At 68.5% G+C, this 23825-nt stretch carries 22 protein-coding genes and 1 tRNA gene; 13 read left to right on the top strand and 10 right to left on the bottom strand.

Annotated elements, in window-relative coordinates; genetic code table 11:
* Positions 1-10 precede the first annotated feature (10 nt).
* Positions 11-1648, bottom strand: a complete 1638-nt coding sequence (locus AOZ06_RS00270; RefSeq protein ID WP_054296310.1) for a TM0106 family RecB-like putative nuclease — start codon at positions 1646-1648, stop codon at positions 11-13.
* Positions 1649-1719: 71 nt separating this feature from the next.
* On the opposite strand from AOZ06_RS00270, the gene AOZ06_RS00265 reads away from it, so the two are divergent.
* The 5 genes from AOZ06_RS00265 to AOZ06_RS00245 all read left to right on the top strand — a co-directional run bounded on the left by AOZ06_RS00265 (position 1720) and on the right by AOZ06_RS00245 (position 5148).
* Positions 1720-2160, top strand: a complete 441-nt coding sequence (locus tag AOZ06_RS00265; RefSeq protein ID WP_054287549.1) for a DUF6474 family protein — start codon at positions 1720-1722, stop codon at positions 2158-2160.
* Between the two features lie 89 nt (positions 2161-2249).
* The gene (locus AOZ06_RS00260; RefSeq protein WP_054287548.1) at positions 2250-2759 is read left to right on the top strand and encodes a hypothetical protein; all 510 of its coding nucleotides are present in this window, start codon (positions 2250-2252) and stop codon (positions 2757-2759) included.
* A 51-nt stretch (positions 2760-2810) separates the two neighbouring features.
* The gene (locus AOZ06_RS00255) at positions 2811-3575 is read left to right on the top strand and encodes a YcnI family copper-binding membrane protein (protein WP_054287547.1); all 765 of its coding nucleotides are present in this window, start codon (positions 2811-2813) and stop codon (positions 3573-3575) included.
* Positions 3572-4129, top strand: coding sequence for a copper resistance CopC family protein (locus tag AOZ06_RS00250; RefSeq protein WP_054287546.1), 558 nt, complete (start codon positions 3572-3574; stop codon positions 4127-4129). The genes AOZ06_RS00255 and AOZ06_RS00250 overlap by 4 nt, the downstream gene beginning before the upstream one ends.
* On the top strand, positions 4129-5148 hold the full coding sequence (locus tag AOZ06_RS00245; RefSeq protein WP_054287545.1) for a copper resistance D family protein: 1020 nt from the start codon (positions 4129-4131) through the stop codon (positions 5146-5148). Before AOZ06_RS00250 ends, AOZ06_RS00245 begins: the two co-directional genes overlap by 1 nt.
* 87 nt (positions 5149-5235) lie before the next feature.
* Here the strand turns inward: AOZ06_RS00245 and AOZ06_RS00240 are convergent, their stop codons facing one another.
* The 3 genes from AOZ06_RS00240 to AOZ06_RS00230 all read right to left on the bottom strand — a co-directional run bounded on the left by AOZ06_RS00240 (position 5236) and on the right by AOZ06_RS00230 (position 7919).
* Entirely contained in the window at positions 5236-5541 is a 306-nt protein-coding gene (locus AOZ06_RS00240) for a hypothetical protein (protein WP_054296309.1), read from the bottom strand.
* 133 nt (positions 5542-5674) lie between these two features.
* Positions 5675-6574 carry a phosphotransferase family protein gene (locus AOZ06_RS00235; RefSeq protein ID WP_054287544.1) on the bottom strand — a complete coding sequence of 300 codons (900 nt, stop codon included), beginning with the start codon at positions 6572-6574 and terminating at the stop codon, positions 5675-5677.
* 28 nt (positions 6575-6602) lie between these two features.
* Positions 6603-7919, bottom strand: coding sequence for a helix-turn-helix domain-containing protein (locus AOZ06_RS00230; RefSeq protein WP_083472524.1), 1317 nt, complete (start codon positions 7917-7919; stop codon positions 6603-6605).
* 591 nt (positions 7920-8510) lie between these two features.
* On the opposite strand from AOZ06_RS00230, the gene AOZ06_RS00225 reads away from it, so the two are divergent.
* Positions 8511-8855 (top strand): hypothetical protein, encoded by a 345-nt coding sequence (locus AOZ06_RS00225; protein WP_054287542.1) that lies wholly within the window; start codon positions 8511-8513, stop codon positions 8853-8855.
* Positions 8856-9015: 160 nt separating this feature from the next.
* Here AOZ06_RS00225 and AOZ06_RS00220 read toward each other — a convergent pair whose 3' ends face one another.
* Positions 9016-10230 (bottom strand): MFS transporter, encoded by a 1215-nt coding sequence (locus AOZ06_RS00220; RefSeq protein ID WP_054287541.1) that lies wholly within the window; start codon positions 10228-10230, stop codon positions 9016-9018.
* Positions 10227-11522, bottom strand: coding sequence for a GH1 family beta-glucosidase (locus AOZ06_RS00215; protein ID WP_225953113.1), 1296 nt, complete (start codon positions 11520-11522; stop codon positions 10227-10229). Before AOZ06_RS00215 ends, AOZ06_RS00220 begins: the two co-directional genes overlap by 4 nt.
* A gap of 112 nt (positions 11523-11634) precedes the next feature.
* Here AOZ06_RS00215 and AOZ06_RS00210 point away from each other — a divergent pair, with 112 nt between their 5' ends.
* Complete coding sequence (locus tag AOZ06_RS00210) at positions 11635-12255, top strand: TetR/AcrR family transcriptional regulator (RefSeq protein ID WP_054287539.1); 621 nt, start codon at positions 11635-11637, stop codon at positions 12253-12255.
* A 21-nt stretch (positions 12256-12276) separates the two neighbouring features.
* Here the strand turns inward: AOZ06_RS00210 and AOZ06_RS00205 are convergent, their stop codons facing one another.
* Positions 12277-13479 carry an amino acid deaminase/aldolase gene (locus AOZ06_RS00205; RefSeq protein WP_054287538.1) on the bottom strand — a complete coding sequence of 401 codons (1203 nt, stop codon included), beginning with the start codon at positions 13477-13479 and terminating at the stop codon, positions 12277-12279.
* An 86-nt stretch (positions 13480-13565) separates the two neighbouring features.
* Between AOZ06_RS00205 and AOZ06_RS00200 the strand changes: the two genes are divergently transcribed.
* A complete protein-coding gene (locus AOZ06_RS00200) occupies positions 13566-14903 on the top strand; it encodes a D-arabinono-1,4-lactone oxidase (RefSeq protein WP_054287537.1) in 1338 nt (445 codons plus the stop codon).
* On the opposite strand, the gene AOZ06_RS00195 is transcribed toward AOZ06_RS00200, so the two are convergent.
* The 3 genes from AOZ06_RS00195 to AOZ06_RS00185 form a co-directional block, all read right to left on the bottom strand.
* Positions 14873-15544 (bottom strand): NAD(P)H-binding protein, encoded by a 672-nt coding sequence (locus tag AOZ06_RS00195; RefSeq protein WP_054287536.1) that lies wholly within the window; start codon positions 15542-15544, stop codon positions 14873-14875. The genes AOZ06_RS00200 and AOZ06_RS00195 overlap by 31 nt on opposite strands.
* Positions 15545-15568: 24 nt before the next feature.
* Positions 15569-16177 (bottom strand): hypothetical protein, encoded by a 609-nt coding sequence (locus AOZ06_RS00190; RefSeq protein ID WP_157232735.1) that lies wholly within the window; start codon positions 16175-16177, stop codon positions 15569-15571.
* A 1273-nt stretch (positions 16178-17450) separates the two neighbouring features.
* Positions 17451-17533: transfer RNA gene (locus AOZ06_RS00185), tRNA-Leu, on the bottom strand.
* A gap of 126 nt (positions 17534-17659) precedes the next feature.
* Here AOZ06_RS00185 and AOZ06_RS00180 point away from each other — a divergent pair.
* The 5 genes from AOZ06_RS00180 (at position 17660) to AOZ06_RS00160 (ending at position 23825) form a co-directional block, all read left to right on the top strand.
* Positions 17660-18901, top strand: coding sequence for a DUF3662 and FHA domain-containing protein (locus AOZ06_RS00180; protein WP_054287534.1), 1242 nt, complete (start codon positions 17660-17662; stop codon positions 18899-18901).
* 82 nt (positions 18902-18983) lie between these two features.
* Positions 18984-19442 (top strand): FHA domain-containing protein FhaB/FipA, encoded by a 459-nt coding sequence (locus tag AOZ06_RS00175; protein ID WP_054287533.1) that lies wholly within the window; start codon positions 18984-18986, stop codon positions 19440-19442.
* On the top strand, positions 19439-20848 hold the full coding sequence (locus tag AOZ06_RS00170) for a PP2C family protein-serine/threonine phosphatase (RefSeq protein ID WP_054287532.1): 1410 nt from the start codon (positions 19439-19441) through the stop codon (positions 20846-20848). The genes AOZ06_RS00175 and AOZ06_RS00170 overlap by 4 nt, the downstream gene beginning before the upstream one ends.
* Entirely contained in the window at positions 20848-22335 is a 1488-nt protein-coding gene (locus AOZ06_RS00165) for an FtsW/RodA/SpoVE family cell cycle protein (RefSeq protein WP_054287531.1), read from the top strand. The genes AOZ06_RS00170 and AOZ06_RS00165 overlap by 1 nt, the downstream gene beginning before the upstream one ends.
* On the top strand, positions 22332-23825 hold the full coding sequence (locus tag AOZ06_RS00160) for a peptidoglycan D,D-transpeptidase FtsI family protein (RefSeq protein WP_054287530.1): 1494 nt from the start codon (positions 22332-22334) through the stop codon (positions 23823-23825). The genes AOZ06_RS00165 and AOZ06_RS00160 overlap by 4 nt, the downstream gene beginning before the upstream one ends.

Raw genomic sequence — 23825 nt, 5'->3', positions numbered from 1 at the left:
GCGCCCACCGCTACAAGTCCCCGACGAACGGGATGTCGTGGACCTCCGGTGCGGACATCCAGTTCCGCAAGGTCATCGTCGCTGTCACGTCGTCCTCGTTGTACTCGATCAGCCGGGTCCGCTGGTCCGGTTGCGGTTCGGCGCCGTCCATGCCGACCGCGTCGCGGTACCAGCGCATGGAGTTCTCGCCGCTGGCTTCCGGGTCGCGCCAGGAGAAGCCCGCGGCCGGGGCGATGATCTTGAGGCCTTTGCCCTGCGCGCACAGGAACTGCTCCTGGACGCTGCGGAACAGGTCGAACCAGCCGTCCGAGTCGATGAAGTCCTGGACCTGCGCCTCGGTCGGGATGCCCGGCATGCCCTTGAACCGCCGGGCGGACGCCAGCAGCCACCGGTTCTCGGCGAGCTCGTTGTAGCAGTAGGCGCGGAAGGTCAGGCCACGGGCGCGGGCCCGCAGGCGCACCCCCATCAGCCATTCCCAGAACTCGGCGAACGAGCGGCCCTCGTCCCTGGTGGGCAACGGATCCCACGTCACGAACGCGCGATACCCCTGCCGTTCACCGACATCCACACCGCTGAGCAGCACTCCCCACATGTACGCGCCCGCGTCGCCGAAGCTCTCCATGTCCACGTCGACTTCGACGTCCGCGCGGGGCACGACCACCTCGGGCACCCGGCGGACCATGGTGAGGTCCTTCAGCCACGCCTTGGCCAGCGCGATCGCGTCGTCCGAGGGCAGCCCGACCAGTTGCAGGTCCGTGCCCACCGGGACTTTCGCCAGGTCGTCGACGGTCATCACGCCCATGGCCCGCAGGGTCACCGCGTCCTCGCCCCTGGCCACCAGGCTGACGTCGCGCTTGTCCAGCAACGTCACCTCGCACACCGGCCACCACGGGCAGCTGCGGCACTCCAGGATCCGCGACGGCCTGGCCAGCGGCTGGTTGCCGTTTGCGGCCGCGGCCGCCACAGCCAGCCGGTCGGAGAACCTGTTGTCGTACTCCGACAGCGCGGTCCGGCCGCCCGGCCACGTCGGCGCCTCCAGGTCGTGCCACGCCACGACGTCCGCGTCCAGCCCGATCACGCCGCCGATCGCGCGCCCGGCCGCGGCGTGCCCGGAGGCCTGCAGCATCCGCCACGCGTGGGCGAGACGCATCTGGTCACGGGGCTGCGGCCGGATCTTGCGCAGCGGATCGACCCGGCTGCCGTTCGGCATCGGCTCGCCCAGCGGCGACGTGCGGGCACCCTGGCCGGGGTCGGTCACCTTGTGCCGGACGACCAGCACGGGCACGTAGCCCTTGTCGCTCTTGACCAGCAGGTCGATCGAGCCGCGCCGTCCGCCGAGCGGATCCCTGGGCAGCTGCGCCGCCCAGATGAACCGGGCACCGGCGGTCAGCATCGCCTGCGTCGCCTGTTCGCGGTCGGTTCCGCGCAGGTCGGGCCCGGCGGGGATCTCCATCCAGTCCGGCCCGACCAGGCGCGCGACCCGGTCGGCGACCGCACGGCGGTGCGCGGTCGCGTCCGCCTTGCGCTGCTGGCCGGTGGGATCCGGTGCGGCTCTCGGGACGTCCCGCATGCCGGGATCGTGCTCCAGGTGCACCCTCCGCCGGCAACGGTTGACCACACCAGCGTCGAGCAGCACCGAATCCGTCACAGTGAGCACTCTAGGCCGTCCCGCCGACAGCCGAGATGCTGCTGTTGCCACTGGCCAGTAGGTTGTTACGCATGAGCGCGACGAAGCGAACGCCACGGATCAATCCGCGCAACGCGAAAAACGCCGTCGCCGTCGCCAAGGTGATCGGCCCCGCGGTCGCGCCGGTCCTGCTGCCGTTCGCCGCGAAGGCAGCGGCGACTCTGCGCAGTCTCAAGGACAACCGCCGGGCGCACAAGTTGGGCATCCCGGTCGACGACCTGGCCAAGTTCTCCGGCAAGGGCGGTGCGCTGCACGCGCGGATCGCCGGGCTGGCCGAGGTCCTGCAGGAGCTGAAGGACCGGGGCAAGGACACCGAGTTCGTGGCCGAGACGTCGGACACGCTGGCCAAACTGACCTCGGCGGTGCGGGCCGCCGAGCGGATGCCGACCGCCAAGCGCAGGGCCGTGCACAAGGCGGTCGCGACCGAGCTTGACCACCTGGAGCAGCGGCTGCTGCACAAGCTGGGTATCTGAGGCTTCAGTATTCCGGCCGACACGCTGTGCGGCCTTGGTTGGTTACGCTCCTGCGTGTGAGACGGCGTCCGGCATCGACACGCAGCGTAGTGCGTGGCTGGACCCTGGCCGTCAGCTCGGGAGCGCTCGCGGTCGCGGCGCACGGGATGGTCGGTGGCGCCACGCCGGACGCGGCCCTCGCCGTGCTGCTCACCATGATCGTCGCCTGGGCGGGCACGTCCGTCGCCAGCCGGGTCGACGGGCCGCTGTCGGTGCTCACAGCCCTGGGAATGGCCCAGGGAGCGATGCACCTGGTCCTCAACTACGCGGTGCCGTCGCACACCGCCCATCACATGGCACCGGTCGACCCAGTGGTGATGACGGCGGCGCACACCGCCGCGACCGCGTTGACCGCGTTGCTGCTTGCCAAGGCCGACGCGGCGGTGCACCTGATCAGCACCGCGATGCGGCTGCTGCTCGACCTGGCCGAACCGCCTCGCTTCCCCGTGGTCGCGAGCGCGACCTACGCGCTGCCGGAGTCCCCGGACCGGATCGACCACATCCGTGCCGTGCTGCTGCGCCGGGTGCATTCCCGCCGCGGCCCACCAGCCCGCTCCTGAAACCAGCACATCCCCACCCCCGACCCTGCACATCTCAGGAGCAGTCTCAGCATGTCTACGAACCGATACCTGGCGCGCGGATTCGCGGTCGTGATCGCCGCGGGCGCCGTCGTCCTCGCCGGTGGCGGCACCGCCGGCGCACACGTCACAGCGAACGTCTCCGAGCCGGCCAAGAAGGGCGGCTACTCGAAGATCACCTTCCGGGTGCCCAACGAGGACAACACGCAGGGCACGGTCAAGCTGACCCTGCAGTTCCCCAAGGACACCCCGGTGACCAGCGCCCGGCCGAGGCCGCTGCCCGGCTGGACCACCGAGGTCACCAAGGTGACGCTGGACAAGCCGGTCAAGAGCGCCAAGGGCGCCGAGATCAAGGAAGCCATCGGCACGATCACGTGGACCGCCCAGCCGGGCACCCGGATCAACCCGGGCGAGTTCCAGGAGTTCGACATCTCGGCGGGCCCGCTGCCCGACGCCGACCAGCTGGTCATCCCGGCGATCCAGACCTACGACGGCGCCAAGGGCGAGGTCAAGTGGGACGCCCCGCCTGCCGGCGGTGCCGAGCCGGAACACCCGGCCCCGGTCGTGAAGCTGGCCGCCGCCGGTGCCGGTGAGGACGCGCACGGCGGCGCGGGCACGTCCGCCGACGTCAAACCCGCCACGGACTCGCACACCGAAGCCGCCGCGGCCGGCACGGACAACACCGCCCGGTGGCTCGGTGGCATCGGCCTGGTCGTCGGTGCGCTCGGTCTCGGCCTCGGGATCGGTGCCACGCTCCGCGCGAAGAAGGTGACCGCTCGCGGGGGCGATCAGGCATGAGGCGATTCGCAGCCGCCGCCGTGCTGGCCTGCCTGGCGTTCGTCGGGCTGGCCACCCCGGCTCTGGCACACAACTCGCTGGTCGAGTCGAATCCCAGGGACAAGGCGTCGGTGGAGGTGAGTCCGGACTCCATCACGCTCACGTTCGACCAGCCGGTCCAGCCCGGCGACGGGATCAACACGATCTCCGTGCTCGACCCGCAGAACAACCACTGGGAAGCCGCGCCGCCGCAGGTGGACAGCTCCACGGTGAGCGCGCCGCTGCGGCCGCTCGGCCCGAGCGGTGAGTACAAGATCGCCTGGCGGATCCTGTCCGCGGACGGGCACCCCGTCCAGGGCCAGCTGTCGTTCACGTTGAGCAAGGCGGGCAACGGCACCCCGCTCCCGGCGGACGAGCTGGCCAAGTTCAAGAACGGCGCGGGCGCGGCGCAGTCCGACACGAGCGAGGACAGCGGCGGCGTCCCCACCTGGGTGTGGATCGTCGGCGCGGTGCTCGTGCTCGGTGTCGGGATCGTGTTCGCGCTGCGGATGGGCGGCAAGGACGAAGAGGCCTGATGTCCTCGGCTCGGGCCACCGCGACGACTCGGCCTGCTCTGGTCGGCGCACTGGTCGCGGCGGCGATCGTGGGTGTCCTCATCGGACTCGCGATCACCGCGACCAGTGTGCCCACCGGGCTGGCCGAGCCGGACGCGGTGGTCCGGTTCGGCATCCCGCTCGTCCGCGTGATCCTCGACATGGCCGCCGTGGTCACGGTCGGGCTTTCGTTGCTGCCCTTGCTGATCGGCTTCGACCGGCCCAAGCTCGCCGAGGCCGTGCTGGCCGGCACGCGGCGGGTGACTGTCGCAAGTGCACTGACGTGGGCCACCGCGGCCCTCGTCGCGCTCGTCCTGCAGACCGCCGAGCTGCGACTGTCCCAATCGGTCACCCTCGACGCGGTGTGGGAGTACGTCCGCACTGTCGGCGCGGGCAAGGCGCTCGTCGCCGTGTTCCTCTTCGCCATGTTGTGCGCCGGTCTCGCGGCGTGGACTGTCCGCAAAGGTGAGTCCATCCCCGCCGAGCTGCGGGCCGCCGCCGCCTTGTTCACGCTGCTGCCGTTGCCGGTGACCGGCCACGCCGCGGACTGGTCGTGGCAGGACGTCACGATGGTCTCGATGGAACTGCACGTGCTCGCCGCGGTCGCGTGGACCGGTGGGCTCGGTGCGACGGTCGTGTTGCTCGCCGCCAACCGGACGCTGCTGGCGCACGCGTTGCCGCGCTTCTCCAACCTCGCCACGATCTGCATCGCGGTGTCTGTCGTGACCGGACTGTTCAACGGGTTCGCCGAACTGGCGCTCACGCCCGGTGGCTCGGTGTGGCGTGACCTGGTCACGACCGGTTACGGCGTGCTGGTGGTGCTCAAGGTCGCGTGCGTCTCGGCACTGGCTTTCCTCGGGGCCAACATCCGCTGGCGCCTCCTGCCGCGGATTCTGCGTCACAAACGGACAGCGCTGGTCGGCTGGGCCTCCGCCGAACTGGCGATCATGGGCCTGGCCTTCGGATTCGCGGTAGTACTGACGCGCGCACCAGTGCTTTAGGTTGCAGCCGTTCGTCGCAAATGGAAGATTATGTGGCGGCCGTCACTCCGAACTGGAGCCGACCGCGGGATTCGAAGAGTCGAGCGGTCAGTCCTGCTCGGTGAACTGCGCCTGTTCGTGCGGCCTGCGCAGCTCAGTGAGCCGCTGCATGGTCGCGGCGCCGCGCGTCTCGAGTTCCTTGCGGCTGATCCAGCCGGCCGCGAAGTGCCGGTAGGTCTGGGCGAGCATCACGAGCTCAGCGAGGTAGTCGGCCGCTCGGCGGCGACTGTCCTCGGGCAATCGGGACACCAGGGCGAGCTGAGCTTCCACCACTTCGTCCAGCACCTGCGCGGACCGTAGCGCGCGCTTGGCACGCCGACCATCACCGACTGTCCTGCTCAGCAGCCCCAACACCGTGACCAATCACCTCTTGGTGAGCGAAACTCGACGAGATCGTAAACACAGAGTAGCCGAACACCCGCTTGGGTCAACCAGCGGCATCTGTCGAGAAAGGATTCGCTCACGGCGGGTCCGGCGTTACCGCCATTCAGGTGTACCGGGCCCACCTGGCCCGGGTGTCACCGCGCCGGAAGTCGTCCAGCCTGCGCATCAACTCGGGCCGCACCTCGGGATTGCTGCGCACGCTCGGCAGCACGCTCGTAATCAGCTTCAGCTCCCTGACCTCGCGCAACACCCGGAAACCAGTCCATTTCGTCACGTCGAAGCCGTACGCGCGGACGATCTCGCGGTAGGTCCGCGCCGGCTCGCCGAACCGGCCGACGCCGACGGCCACGGGTGTCAGATCCCACTCCGGCGGACCCAGCGAAGTGGAATCGAAGTCACACAGCACCGGCCCGTCCGGCGACGGGATCAGATTGCCCAGGTGCGCGTCGCCGTGCAGCACGGCCGGCGACAGCTCGTACCGCAGCCCGGCCAGCTCCTCGTGCAGACGGGCGCAGGTCTCCAGCAGGAACAGCCGGTCACCGTCCTGGATGTCCTCGGCGTCATCGATGCGCCTGCGCACGTCGTCCAGCGGGTCCCAGGCGGACAGGTCGAACGACGGCGGCGGCAGGCTGTGGATCCGGCGCAGCAGCTCACCGAGATCACGGCCCCTCGCCGGGCGGCCACCGCCGGGCACGACATCCCACACGGTCGCCACGTGCTCGCCCGCCCTGATCGGCTGCTCTATCCCCGTGAACAGCCGGACGGCCGGGATGTCGTGCTCGGCGAACCACCCGGCGATCCTGACGACCTTCTCCACCCGGTGCCGCAGCGCCCGTGACCCGACGATCCGCACCACGGCGGTGTCACCGGCCAGGCGGTACACGGCGTTGTTGGTGAACCTGAGCAGGTCGGCGCCGGTGGCGTCCAGTCCGATCTGCGCGCAGATGTCGGTCAGCGCAGCGGACAGGATGTCCCTGCTGAACCGTCCCTCCGAGGTGGCCATGGACCTGGATGGGAGGCGCCCGGCGGGCTCACGCCTCCGTGTCGAAGTACTTGTTGAGGGCGTCGGAGAGTTCACGGGCTTGGCTGTTGTTGCGGCGTTTGTCCGCCTCGTCCTTCAACGGCCGCATGCGGTCCTTCGCGCGGCCAGAGGTGAGGTTCTCGGCCAGCTCGACCGCGGTGCGGCCGACCTTGGAGCCGTGGTCGATGTCGCCTTCGATCAGGTGGTTGGTGGCCAGCGCGCTCAGGTTGAACGTCTTGCTGCGGGCCATGTCGTCGCCGTACGCGTCGATCGCCCGCTGCAACGCCGGGATCGCGTACTTCGTGTGCTTGGTGTCGACCTCCTGGGCCAGCACCGTGTGCACCGTGCCGATCATGGCGTGCACGTCGGTCTCGGTGAAGAACTTCACCCAGGTCTCGGCGCCGTCCAGGTCGGCGCGGGCGAACTCGTCACGGGTCCGGCCGAGCAGCTTCATCGTCTGCTCGCGCTGGCCCATCATCGCGTAGGCCCACGCCTCGTTCGCGCAGAGCACGGCGACCGCCAGCTCGGAGCCGGAGTTCTGGGCCGCGATCTGGCCGAGCGAGAAGATCTTGAGCGCGTCGTTCGGCGCGCCGTTGTGCAAGTAGACCCGGCCCATCCGGTACAGGATGTTGGCCACCAGCGGCTCGCTGCGGCCCTCCTTGGCCAGCTCGAGCCCCTTGCCGAAGTGGTTGCGGGCCGAGTCGAGCAGCCCGATGTCGAACGACGTCCACCCGGCGAGGTTGTGCAGGTCAGCCAGTGCGACGTGCAGCCGCTGCTTGACCACGTCCGTCGCCGATGCCCCCAGCATCTGCTGACCCCATGACAGCTGCGCGATCACCGCGTCCCGGCAGGAGCCCCCGCCGTACTGGTAGTCCAGCGAACGCAACGCCCTGGTGGCGGCCTCCACCTGGCGCACATCGGTCATGCCGATCCGTCCGGGCGCCGGAGTCTGGATCGGGTTCGAGACCCACGGCCCGGAGTCCGCGCCGAACACGTTCGCGCCCATGGTGACGGCCGCGGCGTGCGCGAGGAACTTCCGACGCTTCACCGACTCTGCCTCCTCGGGGGTCTGGTCGTCGACTGTCGCGACGACGCGGACCCGTGTCTCCTCGTCATATGCGAGGCCCATGTATCCCCTTGGAACGCCCAATCCGGCGGCGATCCTCGCGAGTACGTCATAGGCCATGACCTGGCGACCTTTGAGGATCTCCGATACCTCGGACTGCGACTGGCCGGTCTGAGCCGCGATCTGCCGCTGCGAGATTCCGTGCTTGCGCAACAGCCGGTAGACCTGACTGATCTCCCTCGCGGCAAGGGCTGCCCGCATGTCCGGCTTCTCCCAGACGTCGGCGGTCACAACAGCACCTTGTGAGCCAGTGGAGTTCACTCGCGCCCCCTTGCAGTCCGTTGGGCGTCAACCGCAGAGTAAACACATTGCGGCAGGACCGAGAAGTGGTGATCGGTCAGGCTGATCGGTCGGGCCGAAGTCCGCTGACCGCTTATCGTGAAACCTTGCCCGATCAGCTCACCATCACCCCACTCGAGTTTGCCACGTACCAATCTAAGTTCTGGTAAGCATTCGAGCACGGAGGGAAACTTCGGATCGTGGACCTGGTCGGCTCGACAGTGACTCGCCCCGCCCCAGCGGCCTCACCTGCAGGTCAGGCTGAGCCGCAGGACGCTCCTGGCCTCAGAGACCTCAGCGGAAGTTTCGCGGGTCGCCAGGTGTGGCATATCAGCTGTGGCGACGTCATCAACCGCGATCGCTGTCTCACTGTGCTGGTCAATGATCAGAACAAGGTGGTGCTCGTCGGACCTCCCGGCGAGACCGCTGTCCTGTCGAGTGGCCAGCTAGGCCAACTGCGGGACGCCCTACGAGAAGCCGCCGAGCAGGCGGAAAGGTGACGGTGACGCTCCCGTGGACGAGATACTCGGCCAGGTTTTGCGCAATGCGGTGTGGGAACGCCTTGACATGCTCTCCGAGCTGGCAACCCGCGCTGACGCCCCGTCCCTGCTGTCCGTGGCCCGGTCCGAGCTGCCCCGCCTGACCGAGGGCTGGCGCGCGATGCTCTCGGCCCACGAGCCCGATGAGCGAGGCAACTGCCCGACCTGTTCGTCGCGGTGGCGCCAGCAGAAGGCGCCGTGCTCGGTCTGGCGCGCCGCCTACGAGCACCTGGTCGCAGGCGGTCTCGCTCCAGCAGGTGGCAGGCACGTCCGAAGGGCCAGTTCCTCCCCGCGCCGTGTGGTGGCCGGCGCCCGATAGACCGGCGGTCCGGTTCGTCCGTCCCCCCGAGCGAGGCGAACCGGACCGTCATCCAAGGCCCCGCAGGCCGGCGCTCTCAGTGCTTCTCCTCCCCCACCGGCCTCTCCCCTCCCCCGACAAGCGCCGGCCTGCGGTTCCCAATTTCCGGTGGGACGCGATTTCATTCCGCGGTTGTGATTCGCGACAGGAACACACCTGCGAGCAACGTGGCCGCGGCGGATGCCGCGAATAACCCCGCGTAGCCGAGAACTGCCAGGATTCCGGAAGCCACGAGCGGGGCGACCACTTGCGGTAACGAATTGGCGATGTTCACGACTCCGAGGTCCTTGGCGCGATCGGCGGCGGCCGGGAGCAATTGCGTCAGCAACGCGATCGCGACCGCCCAGTACGTGCCGAAGCCGGCGCCGAGCAGCGGCCCGGCGATCAGCGCGCCCACCCAGGTCGGCCACGCCACCAGGATCAGCGCGGCCGCCGCCATCAGGACGACCGCGACCACGACGTACGGCTTGCGCCGCCCGGAGGCGTCGGAGAGCCTGCCTGTCACGAGCGCGCCGATGACCAGCGCGACTCCGTAGAACGCCATCAGGATCAGCAGCGATCCCTCGGGGTCGGCGCGCCTGACCACGTCCTTGAGGAAGAACAGCAGGTAGAACGTGCCGAGCGCGTTGCCGAGGTTCACCATGAAGTGGCACCCCCACATCCACACGAACCCGGGGTGTTCCCGCGGCGAGATCCACAGTTCGAGCTTGGTCTTGCCGACGAGGTCCTTCGGCAGCGCCGCGTCGGGTGTCAACAGCACGAACGCGGCGGCGCCGACCAGCACCACCGCGGCGGACGCCAGGTAACCGGCGACCAGGCCGGTGACGATCGAGGTGACCAGCACGGCGCCGAGCACGGTCCCGAACATCTGGCTGATGCCGACGAAACCACCCGTTTGGGCACGCTGCTCGACCGGAACCCGGTCCGGGATGGCCGAGATGAGCGTGGCCAGCATGGCGTTCAACCCGACCTGGACGAGGCACCAGCCCAGCACCATCACCGCGACATTGCCCGCCACGGCCAGGACGGCCAGCCCGGCGGCCCCGACGAGTGCGCCACCCATCGTCCACGGGTGGCGCCTGCCGAACCGCGAGGTCGTCCGGTCCGACAACAGCCCGGCCACCGGGTTGGCGAACACCGCGACCAGAGCACCCGCGCCGGTGACGATCCCGAACACCAGTTCCTTGTTGGCGCTGTCGAGCAACTCGGCCTGCTGCGGCAGCAGGACCTGGATCGGCGCGTAGATCGCCAGCCACAACCCGAGGTTGGCGACGAACAGCAGGCTGATCCACCCGGCGCGGACCTTCCGCGTCGGCTCGGCCAGGGCACTCGTCATCGAGTCCCCCTGATCAGGTCGCGGTACCAGTGGTAGGAGTCCTTGGGTGTGCGGACCAACGTGTCGTAGTCGACGTGCACGAGACCGAACCGCGGCTGGTACCCCTTGGACCACTCGAAGTTGTCCAGCAGCGACCACACGAAGTAGCCGCGCACATCGACGCCTTCAGCGATCGCTTTCTCAAGCGCGGCAAGGTGTTCGGTGTGGTACTCGATCCGCTGCCGGTCGTCGACGCCGTCGAAGCTGCAGCCGCTCTCGGTGATGTGGACAGGCGGGAGGGCGTCTCCGTAGCGGTTGGCGATGGTGCCGAGGAACTGACGCAGCCCGTCCGGTACGACCGGGGAATCGTTGGTGGTGACCGGATATCCCTCGATCGGCCGCAGTACGAACGGCAACGGGTTGCCGTCAACCGGTTTCGCGACGCCTTGCGGTTCGTAGTAGTTGACGCCGTAGAAGTCCAGCGGCGCGGCGATCGCGCTCAGGTCGTCGGCGAAACCCGTTGGCAGGTAGGGAATCACTTCCTCCGGATAGGTGCCGGTGAGCACCGGGTCGGCGTACATCCAGTTGATGACGGCATCGAGGTGCCGCGCGGCCTGCCGGTCCTCCGCGATGTCGGCGGCCGGCCAGATCGGGCTGTGGTTGTTCGCTGTACCAACGGCTTTCGCCCCGGTGGCACGCAGCGCGCCGACCGCCAGCCCGTGCGCGAGGTTCTGGAAGTGCGCGGCGGGCAGCGCGTCGAAAAGCAGTGCCCGGCCGGGCGCGTACTCGCCGAGCGCGTACCCGAACAGCGTGACCACCATCGGTTCGTTGAGCGGGATCCACATCTCCACCCGGTCGCTGAGCCGTTCGCCGACGATGGCGGCGTATTCCGCGAACCGCTCGGCGGTGTCCCGGGTGAGCCAGCCGCCGTCGTCCTCCAGCGGTTGCGGCGTGTCCCAGTGGTAGAGCGTGGCGACAGGGGCGATCCCCGCCTCGCACAACGCGTCGACGAGGTTGTCGTAGAAGTCGAGCCCCTCGACGTTGACCCCGCCACGACCGGTCGGCTGGATCCGCGGCCACGCGACGGAGAAGCGGTAGGCGTCCACTCCGAGGTCGGACATCAACGCGACGTCCTCGGGGAAGCGGTTGTAGTGGTCGCAGGCGATGTCGGCGTTCGCCCCGTCGCGGATCTTGCCGGGCGTGGCGCAGAAGGTGTCCCAGACGGAGACGCCCCGCCCGCCCTCACGGGTGGCGCCCTCGATCTGGAAGGCGGAGGTCGACACACCCCACACGAAGCCGTCCGGGAAGCTCATCGGAACCTCATCTCCGCAGAACGTGAAATTCATTCGGGATAGTAGATGTGATGTCACTCCCACGCCAGCGCCCGATTCACGGCAAGATAGGGGCTGAGCAGAGGAGACACTTGTGACGAGCCCGACCCCACTGCGGCGCAAGCCGGTGCAGCAACGCAGCGCGAAACGCGTTGAGCAGATGCTCGAGGCCTGCGCGGCGCTGATCGAGGAGGTCGGCTACGACGGGGTGACGACAACCCTCATCGCGGAACGAGCAGGCGTGGCGGTCGGCTCGCTGTACCAGTTCTTCCCCGACAAGCGCGCGGTCGTCCGCGAGCTGACCAGGCGCAACCTTGAGCACTTCCTGAAAGTGGTCGGCGAACGCTTCGAGACGACCTACGTCGACCACTGGTGGGACGCGGTGGACCTGGCGATCGACATCTACGTCGACATGCACAGGACGGTCCCGGGCTTCAGCAAACTGCACTTCGGCGACGTGGTCGACCTGGAACTGCTCGACGACGGCGAAGGAAAGCACAACAACGAGGTCGTGGCGGCGAGCCTGACCGAGATCGTGGCGTCGAAGGCGGGCCTGCCCGTGGAGCAGCTGCGGCTGCCGATCACCATCGCGGTCGAGGCAACCGACGGCATCCACAAGCTGGCCTTCCGCCGGGACCCCAGCGGAGACCAGACGATCATCGACGAAGGCAAAGAACTACTGCGGCAGTACCTGTCGAGCAAGGTCGGCAAGTAACCGGCCCGCGACACGGCGGCTTCAGCCGAAGTTCACGCCCTCGCCGCGATAAGTGGGCACGGTGCGTTCGACGCGGTCGCCGCGGACCAGGTGGTACTCCTGGAACCGCTCGGCCAGCTCGCCCGCCTTGGAATGCCGCATCCACACCCGGTCACCGACTTTGAGGTGCTCGGCAGCGGCGCCGGTCACGGGCGTCTGCACTTCGCCCGCGCCTTCGAGGCCGAGGAGCTTGAGGCCTTCCGGCAGGAAGGGCTGGGGCAGGCGGTCCGGGGTACCGGTCCCCGACGCGACGTAGCCGCCCGCGAACAGGGTGGCGATGCGCGGTGCCGGGCGGCGGACCACCGGCAAGGCGTAGAGCGCGGCCGGGCGCGGCTTGAACCCGCGGTAGCTGTCGAACAGCCACGGGCCGATCAGCCCTGAGCCTGCCGCCAGTTCCGTCACCGACGGGTCGCCGGAGGTCAGTTCGAGGCTTCCGGTGCCGCCGCCGTTGACGAACTCGAGGTCGGTGCTGGCGCGGATCGCGGCGATCGCCGCGCTGCGGCGGTCGACCAGTTCCGAGCCGGAGTGGCGTTGCATCCAGCCGATCACCGCGCCCTTCACCGGGTTTCCCGGTGGGGCGTCGCCGAGGCCGGCTATCTGGCCCTCGTAGGACATCACGCCGACCAGGGCGAAGCCCTGGCGGCGGTTGATCTCGGTCGCCAGCCGCGCCGCTTGGTGTGGGGTGCGCACCGGCGAGCGGCGGGTGCCGACGTGGACACCGGGGAGGGGGCGCCACGCCGCGTCGAATTCCAGGCAGATGCGAATTGGCGGATGATCGGTGCCGAGAGCCGCGTCGATCAGGTCCAGGTGTGCTGTCGAGTCGGCGATCACCGAGATGACCCGGGCTGCGTCCGGGTCCGCGGCGAGGTCACGGAGTGCGCCATGGTCCGTTGTCGGGTAGGCGACCAGGATGTCGGTCCCGGCCAGCGGTGTGCCGCGCCATTTGCGCGTCAGCCAGAGGGCCTCGCGCAGCGAGTAGGCCATGACGCCCCGGAAGCCGGGCATCTCCAGGACACGTTCCAGCAGGTGGGCGCAGCGAACGGACTTGCTGGCCACTCGGATGGGGCGGCCACCCGCGCGGCGCGCCAGTGTCTGCGCGTTGGCCTCGAACGCGTCCAGGTCCACCACGGCGAAGGGCGGGTCGAGTCCCTTGGTGGCGGTGTCCAAGTCGGCCTGCTGGGTCACGCGACCACAGTACGTCGATATCCGTTGAAATGTGAATAGCTTTCACTTACGGTGTGACGAATACCTGCCGCAGGAGGCCAGCGTCTATGACTGCTCTGAGGACCAGCGCTGATGGACAGATCCGGTGGACGAACTGGGCCCGCAACGAGATCGCGGCCCCGCAGACAGTGTCCCGGCCTGCCAGCGTCGAGCAGATCAGCGAGGCCGTCACCACGGCGACCGCGAAGCGCCTGCCCGTCAAGGCCATCGGCGCCGGCCACTCCTTCACCGCCATCGCCGCCGCACACGCGAGCGCGGCGATCGACCTGTCCTCGTGGACCGGTGTCGAGTCGTCCGACGTCGGCTCCGGCCTGGTGACCGTCCGGGCCGGGACGACGATCAAGCAGCTCAACGCCGCGCTGGACCGCCTCGGCCTCGCGCTGATCAACCTCGGCGACATCGACGCGCAGACCATCGCCGGTGCGATCTCGACCGGGACACACGGCACCGGTGCCAAGCTCGGCGGGATCTCGACGCAGGTCACCGCGTTGCAGCTGGTGCTGGCCGACGGCTCCGTCGTCACCTGTTCGGCTGACGAGCGGCCGGACCTCTTCCACGCCGCGCGAGTCGGGCTCGGCGCGCTCGGCGTGATCAGCACTGTGACCTTGCGCTGCGAGCGGTCCTTCTCGCTGCACGCCGACGAGCGGCCGGTCGCGCTGGAAGAAGTGATCGAGCGGCTGGACGAACTGATCACCGGCCACGACCACATGGAGTTCTACTGGTTTCCGTACGGTCGCAAGGCTTTGGTGAAACGGAACGACCGCCTACCGCTCGACGCGGCAGCACGACCGCTCAGCCGCGCACGGGAGTTCTACGAGTACACGGTCATGGAAAACGTCGTCTGGGGCGCGATGTGCCGGGCGGCGCGAGCGGTGCCGAAGCTGGTCAAGCCGTTGAACGGGCTGGCGTCGATCGCGTTGTCGCCGCGTTCCTACAGCGACCTGTCCCACCGGGTGTTCGTGACCGAACGGAACGTCCGGTTCGTCGAGTCGGAGTACGCGGTGCCGCGCGAGTCGTTGGTGGACGTGCTCAACGAGCTGCGCGCCGTGGTCCCGACGCTGACCCACCCGGTGATGATGCCGGTCGAGGTCCGGGTCGCGGCAGCCGACGACATCTGGCTGTCCACGGCCTACCAGCGCGACTCCACGTACTTCGCCATCCACCAGTACCCGGGCATGCCTTACCGGGAGTACTTCGACGCCTTCGAGAAGATCGTCGCGCAGGTCGGCGGGCGCCCGCACTGGGGCAAGATGCACACCCTGGACGCCGAGGCCCTGCGTGCGCGCTATCCCCGGTTCGACGATTTCCGCCGTGTGCGTGCCGAGGTCGACCCCGGCTGCGTGTTCCGCAACGCCTACTTGGACCGCGTGCTCGCTTTGACCTGAGTGATGGCGATGTCGATCGGCGTCGGGCCCTTGGCGAGTTCGAGGGTTAGTCCGATGGTGTCGTCGTCGCCGAGCAGGCCGACCAGCACGGCCGCGACCTCTTCGCGCGGGATCTTGCCCGGCGGTACGTGCAGGTCGAGGTTGACCAGGCCGGTCGCCGGTTCGTCGGTGAGGTGGGCCGGTCGCAGGATGGTCCAGTCGAGGTCGCGCGAGCGCAGGTCGTCCTCCGCGGCGGCCTTGGCTTTGAGGTAGGTGCGGAAGACCTCGTCGACCGACTGGTCGTCGGCGCGGTCGAGCCCGTACGAGCTGATCTGGATCACCCGCCGCACGCCCGCGATTTCGGCGGCCTCGGCGAAGAGCACCGCGGCAGCGCGGTCGACTGTGTCTTTTCGCTCAATTCCACTGCCGGGCCCGGCTCCTGCCGCGAACACGGCGGCATCCGCGCCGGCCAGCACAGCGGCGACGTCTTCGGCGCTCGCCTTCTCCAGGTCGAGCACAACCGGTTCGGCACCTGCCTCGCGCAGATCATCCGCCTGCGCGGGATTGCGGATCAAACCGACCGGTTCATCGCCGCGGGTCGAGAGGAAACGTTCGAGATAAAGCGCGATCTTGCCGTGTCCACCGGCGATGACAACTCGCATGCCAGCCAGCGTAGAACGGTTTGCTCAGGCGGACAGAACTCGCTCGTAGGCGACCTCGTTGACCCAGCGCGACACGGCGTCGATGCCGGCGGGCACCTTGTCGTTTCGGCCGGGCAAGTCCAGCTCGACACCGTTGTCCGGGTCGGCGCTGACCACGGCGATGCCGTAGTTGCGGGCCCGCGGCAGGCAGTTGGCGAGGTAGTCGTGCGTGAGCACGACCGAGGACGGCACGACCATCGCGGTGTCACCGTAACGAGCGAACGGCGCGAGCGCGGCGAGACCGGTCCGCCAGTGCCGCACGACAGCCAGCACACCGACGATCCGCACGGCCGCGGCGGGAACCTGCCCCTGGAACTCGGGCCACACCCACGTGGAAACCGTGGCGCGGTCGGTGACCGGCGCCTGCCCGAGACAGATCCGCTCGGCGTGCGCGTCGGGCAGGAGTTCGGCGACGAGGGACACCCGGCGGCCGAGCAGTGTCATCGGCGCCAGCGCCACACCCGGCCAGCCGAGCTGCGCGACGGCCGCGGAGGCGAGCTCGTCATCGGGGCCGGGAAGCTCGACGGCGGACGGAATCGGCAGTGAAGCTGCGTCCTGAGTCACCGCTGCCATGCGCCCTGGAATGCCGGTCACGAAGCCCCGCCTCCTTCGACTCGACCGTGCCCCTGGGTGGTCACGGGCCGAACTGCTACATGGAATTTGGTACCAGTTGAGCCAGCCCGAAGGATCCGAGTTCCGTTCTCCTGCGACCGGCGGCGCTGAGCAGTCGGTGACCGGTCGATGAGCCGCTAACCGACTTCAGCCGGGCGATGCCGCCGTCCGGGTGAGAAGAAGACAGGCGGTCACCGGCCACAACCACCGCCAGTAAAAGTGACCCCCACCACAATTGAGTGAATTACACGCGTGTAGTTCATTGCCCGAAAGGGCTGGATTCCGCGCCAAATCTCACAATGAGCCCACCGGCCCGCCAACACAACCCACTTCAGTCGCCCACCAGAGCGGCAGCCCGGCCGCCCGCCCCCGTTCTCCGGCAAACACATCCTGTTCTCTCGCAGCTGAAAGAATGCCGCCCGGAACACGCCCACCCAGCAGGGCCACCCGCCCCACATGATCAACATCGCGACTTCGTATTCACACCCGTAAACAGTCCCCCACCCAACCCGGGGGGCGTCCCTGCTCCAGTCTACCGAGGAAAGGCCTGGTCAAGGGGGTTACCGGCGGGTTGTGGACAACCAGATTCGACGAAGGTCCCACCGTCACGACCACACCCCCGGCCACTCCTCCCACCCGTGAAGCCCACCCCGACGCGCCCGCCCGCCCGAACGCTGCCCATCACAGCGACCTGACCCCACAGCGAGCCCAGCCACGCGACCAGGGCGAAGGAACAACCTCGGCAACCGGCCCCCGACGGACCAAACCACGAGGACAGCGACACCGACAGCCACATCAAGGCACCCGAGCAACGGTGCCCAAGCTCCGCCCCCAAGCGAGCGCAGCGACAGCCAAGACCAAAGGCACCACCTGGCCAGACGCGAAGACGCCCACCCCAGCCAGCCCCAACGCCGCCCATGAATCACACGGCGGCAGCACCCAGAGCGGCCACGGCAGAAGCTGGTGGCACCGCGCTGAGACCGCAAGCAACCAAGACCAGGGAAGCTGGCAACCAACAACCGAAACGCCGGGACGGGCAACCCGGCGCCAGGAAGCCGAAGCAAGAAGGAATGCCCAAAAGCACCAGAAGAGCGGGCCGAAAGGGCGAACAGAGCTGGTGAAAAACCAACCTGACCAGCGCCGACACGCAAGGAGCAAGCACCGTGGGGGGCTTGGGGGGGCTCGGCCCCCCAAACAAAAACGAGGCGGCCCCAGCGAAGGTGCGAAGCACCGACAGGAACCGCCTACCGTCGAGTGGGCGAGGAGGGAGTTGAACCCTCACGTCCTTTCGGACACACGGACCTGAACCGTGCGCGTCTGCCATTCCGCCACTCGCCCTGAAGTGACCGCGGAAGCGTAGCACGGGGTTTGGGGGCAGTTTTCGGGGGGTTGGAACATCCCGGTGTCTCTCGGGCCGCACCCGGATACGATCGGGGGAGGAGCGTACGTGTGGAGGGATGATCCGTGGGCCTCGTGCAGCGCTTCGAGCGCCGGCTCGAAGGCATCGTTGGTAATACCTTCGCGCGTGTGTTCGGTGGCAACGTGGTGCCACAGGAGGTTGCCCAGGCTCTTCAGCGGGAGAGCGAGGACAACGTCCGTGAGTTGGCCGGTGGCAGGTTGCTGGCTCCCAACCACTACGTCGTGCAGTTGGGACCCGCGGACCACGATCGGCTCGCGGTGGACGAGGAACGCATCGTCACGCTGCTCACGGACGTCATTTCCGAGAATCTCGCCGAGCACGGGTGGGACACCTTCGGTGACGTCGTAGTCTCCCTGGAGCGCTCCGACGCGCTGCATACCGGACAGTTCCGAACACGCTCGTCCGTCGACCCTGACGTAAGCCGACGGCCGGCATCACCTCGCAACGCAGGAGACCGATCCATGAGCCAGCCTCCCGGCTACGGCCAACCGCCTGAGGGTGACCCGTACGGCCAGCAAGGCCAGTACGGATACGGCCAGAACCAGTACGGCAACGATCAGAACTACGGCCAGCAGCCCCCGCAGCAGCAGGGCGGCGGGTACGACCAGGGTTACGGCCAGCAGGGCGGCTACGGCGGCCAGCAGGGCTACGACCAGGGCTACGGTCAGCAGCAAGGCGGCGGGTACGACCAGGGTTACGGCCAGCAGGGCGGCGGTGGCGGCTACGGCGGCCAGCAGCCCGGCGGCTATGACCAGGGTTACGGCCAGCAGCCCCAGCAAGGTGGCGGCTACGACCAGGGCTACGGCCAGCAGGGCGGCTACGGCGGCCAGCAGGGCTACGACCAGGGCTACGGTCAGCAGCAGGGTGGTTACCCGCAGCAAGGTGGGTACGGCCAGCAGCCCGGTGGTTACGGCCAGCAGGACCCGTACGGCCAGCAGGCCGACCCGTATGGCCAGCAGGGTTATGCGCCGCCTGCCGTGCAGACCGGTGCGCGCCAGCTGTCGGCGAGCCTGCAGTTGGACGACGGGTCGAACCGCACGTACTCGCTCAAGCAGGGCGGGAACGTGGTCGGGCGCGGTCAGGACGCCGACTTCCGGCTGCCGGACACCGGCGTGTCGCGTCGTCACCTGGAGATCACGTGGGACGGCCAGAGTGCCACACTCGCTGACCTCGGTTCGACGAACGGCACCACGGTGAACGGCACTCCGGTGCAGACGTGGCAACTGGCTGACGGCGACGTCATCCGCATCGGTCACTCGTCGCTGGTGTTCCGCACCCAGGGCTGACGTTCAGTCGTTCGCAGGGCTTGAATACAGTCTCTGTATTCAAGCGGTGTCGGCTGCGATTTTTAGGGAGCGGTCACAACAGGTGCCAGAGCTGGTGATGCAGCTGACCAGAGCAGGGTTTCTTGTCCTGCTCTGGTTGTTCGTGGTGGCCGCGCTGCGGATCGTCCGTTCGGACTTGTACGCGGCGTCAGGTTTGAAGGTCGGCATTCCCGGGTTCCGCAGGGACAAGTCCGGCAAGGCGCGTGGCAAGGCGCCCCGACAGCTCGTGGTGACGCACGGCGCACTCGCGGGCACACGCATCTCGTTGGACGGGCGGCCGATCATGATCGGCCGCGCCGATGACTCCACGCTTGTGATGGACGACGACTATGCGTCGACCAGGCACGCGCGGATCTCCTTGCGCGGAACTGACTGGTATGTCGAGGATCTGGGTTCGACCAACGGGACGTACCTGGACCGGGCGAAGGTGACGGCGCCCATGCGGGTGCCGCTGGGGGTTCCTATCCGCATCGGCAAGACGGTGATCGAGCTGCGCTCATGACCCTTGTCCTCCGTTATGCGGCTCGCAGCGACCGGGGCCTGGTGCGTTCGAACAACCAGGACTCTGTGTACGCGGGACCGCGCCTGCTCGCGCTGGCGGACGGGCTGGGGGGACACGCCGCCGGTGAGGTGGCGAGCAAGGTGGTCGTCGGCGCGCTGGCGCCGCTGGACGACGACACGCCTGGTGAGGATCTGCTCGGTCCCCTGCGGGACGCCGCGATCGCGGGCAACAACACCATCTCCGAAATGGTGTCGAGTGATCCCGAGCTCGACGGCATGGGTACGACGCTGACCGCGATGCTGTTCGCGGGTACGCGGATCGGTCTCGTGCACGTCGGCGACTCGCGTGCCTACATGCGCCGGGGCGACCAGTTCTCGCAGATCACCCATGACGACACGTTCGTGCAGTCCTTGATCGACGAGGGCCGGATCACCGCGGAGGAGGCGTCGAGCCACCCGCAGCGGTCGTTGCTGCTGCGTGCGTTGACCGGGCACGAGGTCGAGCCGAGCCTGACGGTCCGCGAGGCCCGCGCGGGTGACCGGTACCTGCTGTGCTCCGACGGGCTGTCGTCGGTGGTCAGCTTCGAGACGCTGTCCGAGGCGATCGAGATCCCGGAGCCGCAGGCGTGCGCCGACCGGATGATCGAGCTGGCGCTGCGCAGCGGCGGTCCCGACAACATCACGGTGATCATCGCCGACGTCGTCGACGTGGACTACGGCGACGACGACCCGATCATCGGCGGTGCGGCGGGCAACGGCAGCGAGGATCCGCCTCCGCCGGACTCGTCGGCGTCCCGCGCCGCGGCGATGGCGGCGGCCGCGCGGCCGAAGCCGGAGCCGCGCGAGATCGAACAGCCCGAGCCGGAGGACCCCAAGGTCAAGGGCCGCAAGCGGTTGCGGACGGTGGCGATCTCGCTCGCCGTGGTCGTGCTGCTGGTCGCCGGGGCTTTCACGATCCGGTACTTCGTGCTGCGCAACTACTACGTCGGTGAGGGCGGCGGTCAGTTCAAGGGCGAGATCGCGATCTTCCAGGGTGTTCCCGGCAGTGTGCTGGGCGTTCCGCTGCAGCGCGAGCTGCAGGGGTCGTGCGATCCGGCGCTGGAGAAGTGCAACAAGCGTTTCGTCGACCAGCTCGACGAGGCAGGCAGGGCGACCGTGCTCAGCGGCAAGAACACCTATGGCAGCCTGAACGAGGCACGCGAGTTCATCAACCGGTTGCGGACCGAGAACGTCCTCGATCCGTGTCCCGGCGTACTCGTGCAACAACAACAGCAACAGAACCAGTCGGCGACGTCCGCGCCGCCGTTGGACCCGGCGAATCCTGAGGTGGCGAGCACCATGCCGTCGTCACCGCCGCGTCCTGGCGTGGACTGCCGACCCGAGCACTCCGAGGGTGGCGGCGGCTGATGGCGCAACCGGTCCCCGTCGGGGCGGGTCCGGCGACGGCGACCGGGCAGGGCAACCACAGCAATCCCGCGATGCAGCCTGTCGCGCCGACGCGGCGTGGCACGGAACTGTGGATGCTCGCCTTCGCCGCCGCGCTCGTCACCGGCGCGTTGACGCTGGTCTCGATCAACCAGAAGCAAGCGCTGACGATCCAGGTCCTCTGGTACGGCCTCGCGTTCTTCGCGGTGTTCACGATCGCGCACCTGGCGGTGCGCAAGCTGGCGCCGTACGCGGATCCGCTGATCCTGCCGTGTGTGGCGTTGCTGCACGGGTTCGGCCTGGTGATGATCTACCGGATCGACCTGGCCAAGTCCGAGAAGGCGATCGCACAGGCCAAGGAGTACTCCGCCGCCGCGCCCAAGCAGGTGATGTGGACGGTGATCTCGCTGGTGCTGTTCCTCGCCGTGCTGTGGGTGGTGCGCAACCACCGCGTGCTGGCGAAGTACGGCTACACGGCGGGTCTTGTCGGCCTGTTCGCGCTGGCGCTGCCCGCGTTGCTGCCCGCGAGCATCACCGAGGTCAACGGCGCCAAGGTGTGGCTGAAGCTCGGCATCTTCAACATCCAGCCGGGTGAGTTCGCCAAGATCCTGCTGATGGTCTTCTTCGCGTCGTTCCTGGTGTCCAAACGCGATTTGTTCATGGTCGCGGGGCGCCGGTTCCTCGGGCTCGAGCTGCCGAGAGCGCGTGACCTCGGGCCGATCCTGGTCGCCTGGGGGGTGGCCATCGGCGTCCTGGTCTTCGAGAAGGACCTCGGCACGTCGCTGCTGATCTTCGGCATCGTGCTCGCGATGCTCTACGTGGCAACCGAACGGGCCGCGTGGGTGGTCATCGGCCTGACGCTGTTCATCGGCGGCGCGCTGCTCGCGTTCTCGATGTTCACGCACGTCCAGCAGCGTGTGGCGAACTGGCTGACGCCGATGGACCCGGACGTCTACAAGCGGCTCGGCGGCAGCTACCAGATCGCGCAGGGCCTGTTCGGCATCGGCACCGGGGGGATGGCGGGCACCGGGCTGGGCGCGGGGCGGCCGGACATCGTGCCGGAGGCGCACACCGACTTCATCACGGCGGCGATCGGCGAGGAGCTGGGCTTCATCGGCCTGGCCGCGCTGCTGGTCGTCTACATGCTCCTGGCGATGCGCGGGCTGCGCAGTGCGGTTGCCGTGCGCGACAGTTTCGGCAAACTGCTCGGCGGGGGCCTGTCGTTCGCCATCGTCATGCAGGTCTTCGTCGTCGTCGGCGGTGTGACGGCGCTGATCCCGATGACGGGCATCACCGCGCCGTTCCTGTCGTACGGCGGCTCCTCGCTGCTGGCGAACTACATCCTGATAGCCCTGCTGTTGCGGATATCCGATGCCGCTCGGCGGCCACAGACCGGTTCGCGCCCGCGGCCGGTTCAGCAGGCACCACTCGGGGAGGCCAGCACGGTGATGGTGGAGCGGCCGACATGAACACACCTCTTCGCCGGGTCGGCCTGGCCATGCTCGGGATGGTCGTGTTGTTGCTGGCCAACATCACCTACATCCAGATGGTCAAGGCCGACGAGTACCGGGCCGACGCGCGCAACCAGCGCGTGCGGTTCGACGAGTACTCCCGCGAGCGCGGCAAGATCATCTCCAGTGACGGCAAGCTGCTCGCGTCGGTCACCCCGACCAACGACTCGCTGCGCTACCAGCGCCAGTACCCGCTCGGTGCGGCGTTCGCGCCGGTCACCGGCTTCTACTCGATCCGCTACGGTCCCGCGGCGCTCGAGCGCACCGAGAAGGACATCCTCGACGGCTCGGACGACCGGTTGTTCGTGCGCAGGCTGTCGGACCTGATCACCGGTCGCGACCCGCGCGGCGGCAACGTCCAGACCACCATCGACTCGCGCGTGCAGCAGGCCGCGTACGACGCGATGACCCAGCCGGGCACCGGTGCCGCGTACACCGGCGCGGTGGTGGCGATCCGGCCGCAGACCGGCGAGATCCTCGCGATGGTCTCGACGCCGTCCTACGATCCGAACCCGTTGGCCTCGCACAGCGGTGACGAGCAGGCGGCCGCCTGGACGGCGTACGACAAGGACAAAACCCGGCCCATGGTCAACCGGGCCATCCAGGACACCTACCCGCCCGGTTCGACGTTCAAGCTCGTGGTGTCAGCGGCAGCGCTCGAAGACGGCATGAACAAGGACACCCAGCTGACCGCGGCGAACACCGTGCAGCTGCCGGGAACCCGGACCGATCTGGAGAACTTCAACGGCGGGCACTGCGGTCCCAACGACCAGCAGACGGCGTCGCTGGAGACCGCGCTCGCGCTGTCGTGCAACACCGCGTTCGCCACGCTGGCCGACCAGCTCGGCCCGGACAAGTTGCGTGAGCAGGCCGCCAAGTTCGGGGTCGGCCAGACGGATCTGAAGATCCCGATGGGTGTCGAGGAGTCGCACATCGGCCCGATGCCCGACAAGGCGGCGGTGTACCAGACCGGGATCGGCCAGCGTGACGTGCGGCTGACGCCGATGCAGGACGCCATGGTCGTCGCGGCGATCGCCAACGGCGGCACGCTGATGCGCCCGCAGCTGGTGCAGAAGGTGCTGGCCCCGGACCTGTCGGAGATGTCGAAGTTCGACGTGGACGAGATCGGCAAGGCGATGTCCGGGTCGAACGCGTCGGCCTTGCGCGACATGATGAAGAAGTCCGAGGAGAACACCAAGGGCAACGGCAAGGTCAACGGGCTGGTCATCGCGTCGAAGACCGGGACCGCCGAGCACGGCAAGGACCCGAAGGCCACGCCGCCGCACGCCTGGTACGTCGCGTTCGCGCCCGCGGACAACCCGCAGATCGCTGTGGCCGTGATCGTGGAGAGCGGCGGTAACAGAGGGCTCGCCGCAACCGGTGGGTCGGTTGCGGCGTCCGTAGGCAGGGCCGCCATCAACGCGTTGCCGGGAATCGGAGGTAGGTGA

The organism is Kibdelosporangium phytohabitans (genome assembly GCF_001302585.1).
Taxonomy (GTDB): Bacteria; Actinomycetota; Actinomycetes; order Mycobacteriales; family Pseudonocardiaceae; genus Kibdelosporangium; species Kibdelosporangium phytohabitans.
Note: the sequence above shows the minus strand (reverse complement) of the source record. Positions and strands in the feature narration are given on the sequence as shown.

Coding starts and splice junctions, on each gene's coding strand:
- AOZ06_RS00265 (WP_054287549.1), top strand. CDS start 1,720: ATGAGCGCGACGAAGCGAACGCCACGGATCAATCCGCGCAACGCGAAA.
- AOZ06_RS00255 (WP_054287547.1), top strand. CDS start 2,811: ATGTCTACGAACCGATACCTGGCGCGCGGATTCGCGGTCGTGATCGCC.
- AOZ06_RS00250 (WP_054287546.1), top strand. CDS start 3,572: ATGAGGCGATTCGCAGCCGCCGCCGTGCTGGCCTGCCTGGCGTTCGTC.
- AOZ06_RS00245 (WP_054287545.1), top strand. CDS start 4,129: ATGTCCTCGGCTCGGGCCACCGCGACGACTCGGCCTGCTCTGGTCGGC.
- AOZ06_RS00235 (WP_054287544.1), bottom strand. CDS start 6,574: ATGGCCACCTCGGAGGGACGGTTCAGCAGGGACATCCTGTCCGCTGCG.
- AOZ06_RS00230 (WP_083472524.1), bottom strand. CDS start 7,919: ATGCGGGCAGCCCTTGCCGCGAGGGAGATCAGTCAGGTCTACCGGCTG.
- AOZ06_RS00220 (WP_054287541.1), bottom strand. CDS start 10,230: ATGACGAGTGCCCTGGCCGAGCCGACGCGGAAGGTCCGCGCCGGGTGG.
- AOZ06_RS00215 (WP_225953113.1), bottom strand. CDS start 11,522: ATGAGCTTCCCGGACGGCTTCGTGTGGGGTGTGTCGACCTCCGCCTTC.
- AOZ06_RS00200 (WP_054287537.1), top strand. CDS start 13,566: ATGACTGCTCTGAGGACCAGCGCTGATGGACAGATCCGGTGGACGAAC.
- AOZ06_RS00195 (WP_054287536.1), bottom strand. CDS start 15,544: ATGCGAGTTGTCATCGCCGGTGGACACGGCAAGATCGCGCTTTATCTC.
- AOZ06_RS00170 (WP_054287532.1), top strand. CDS start 19,439: ATGACCCTTGTCCTCCGTTATGCGGCTCGCAGCGACCGGGGCCTGGTG.
- AOZ06_RS00165 (WP_054287531.1), top strand. CDS start 20,848: ATGGCGCAACCGGTCCCCGTCGGGGCGGGTCCGGCGACGGCGACCGGG.
- AOZ06_RS00160 (WP_054287530.1), top strand. CDS start 22,332: ATGAACACACCTCTTCGCCGGGTCGGCCTGGCCATGCTCGGGATGGTC.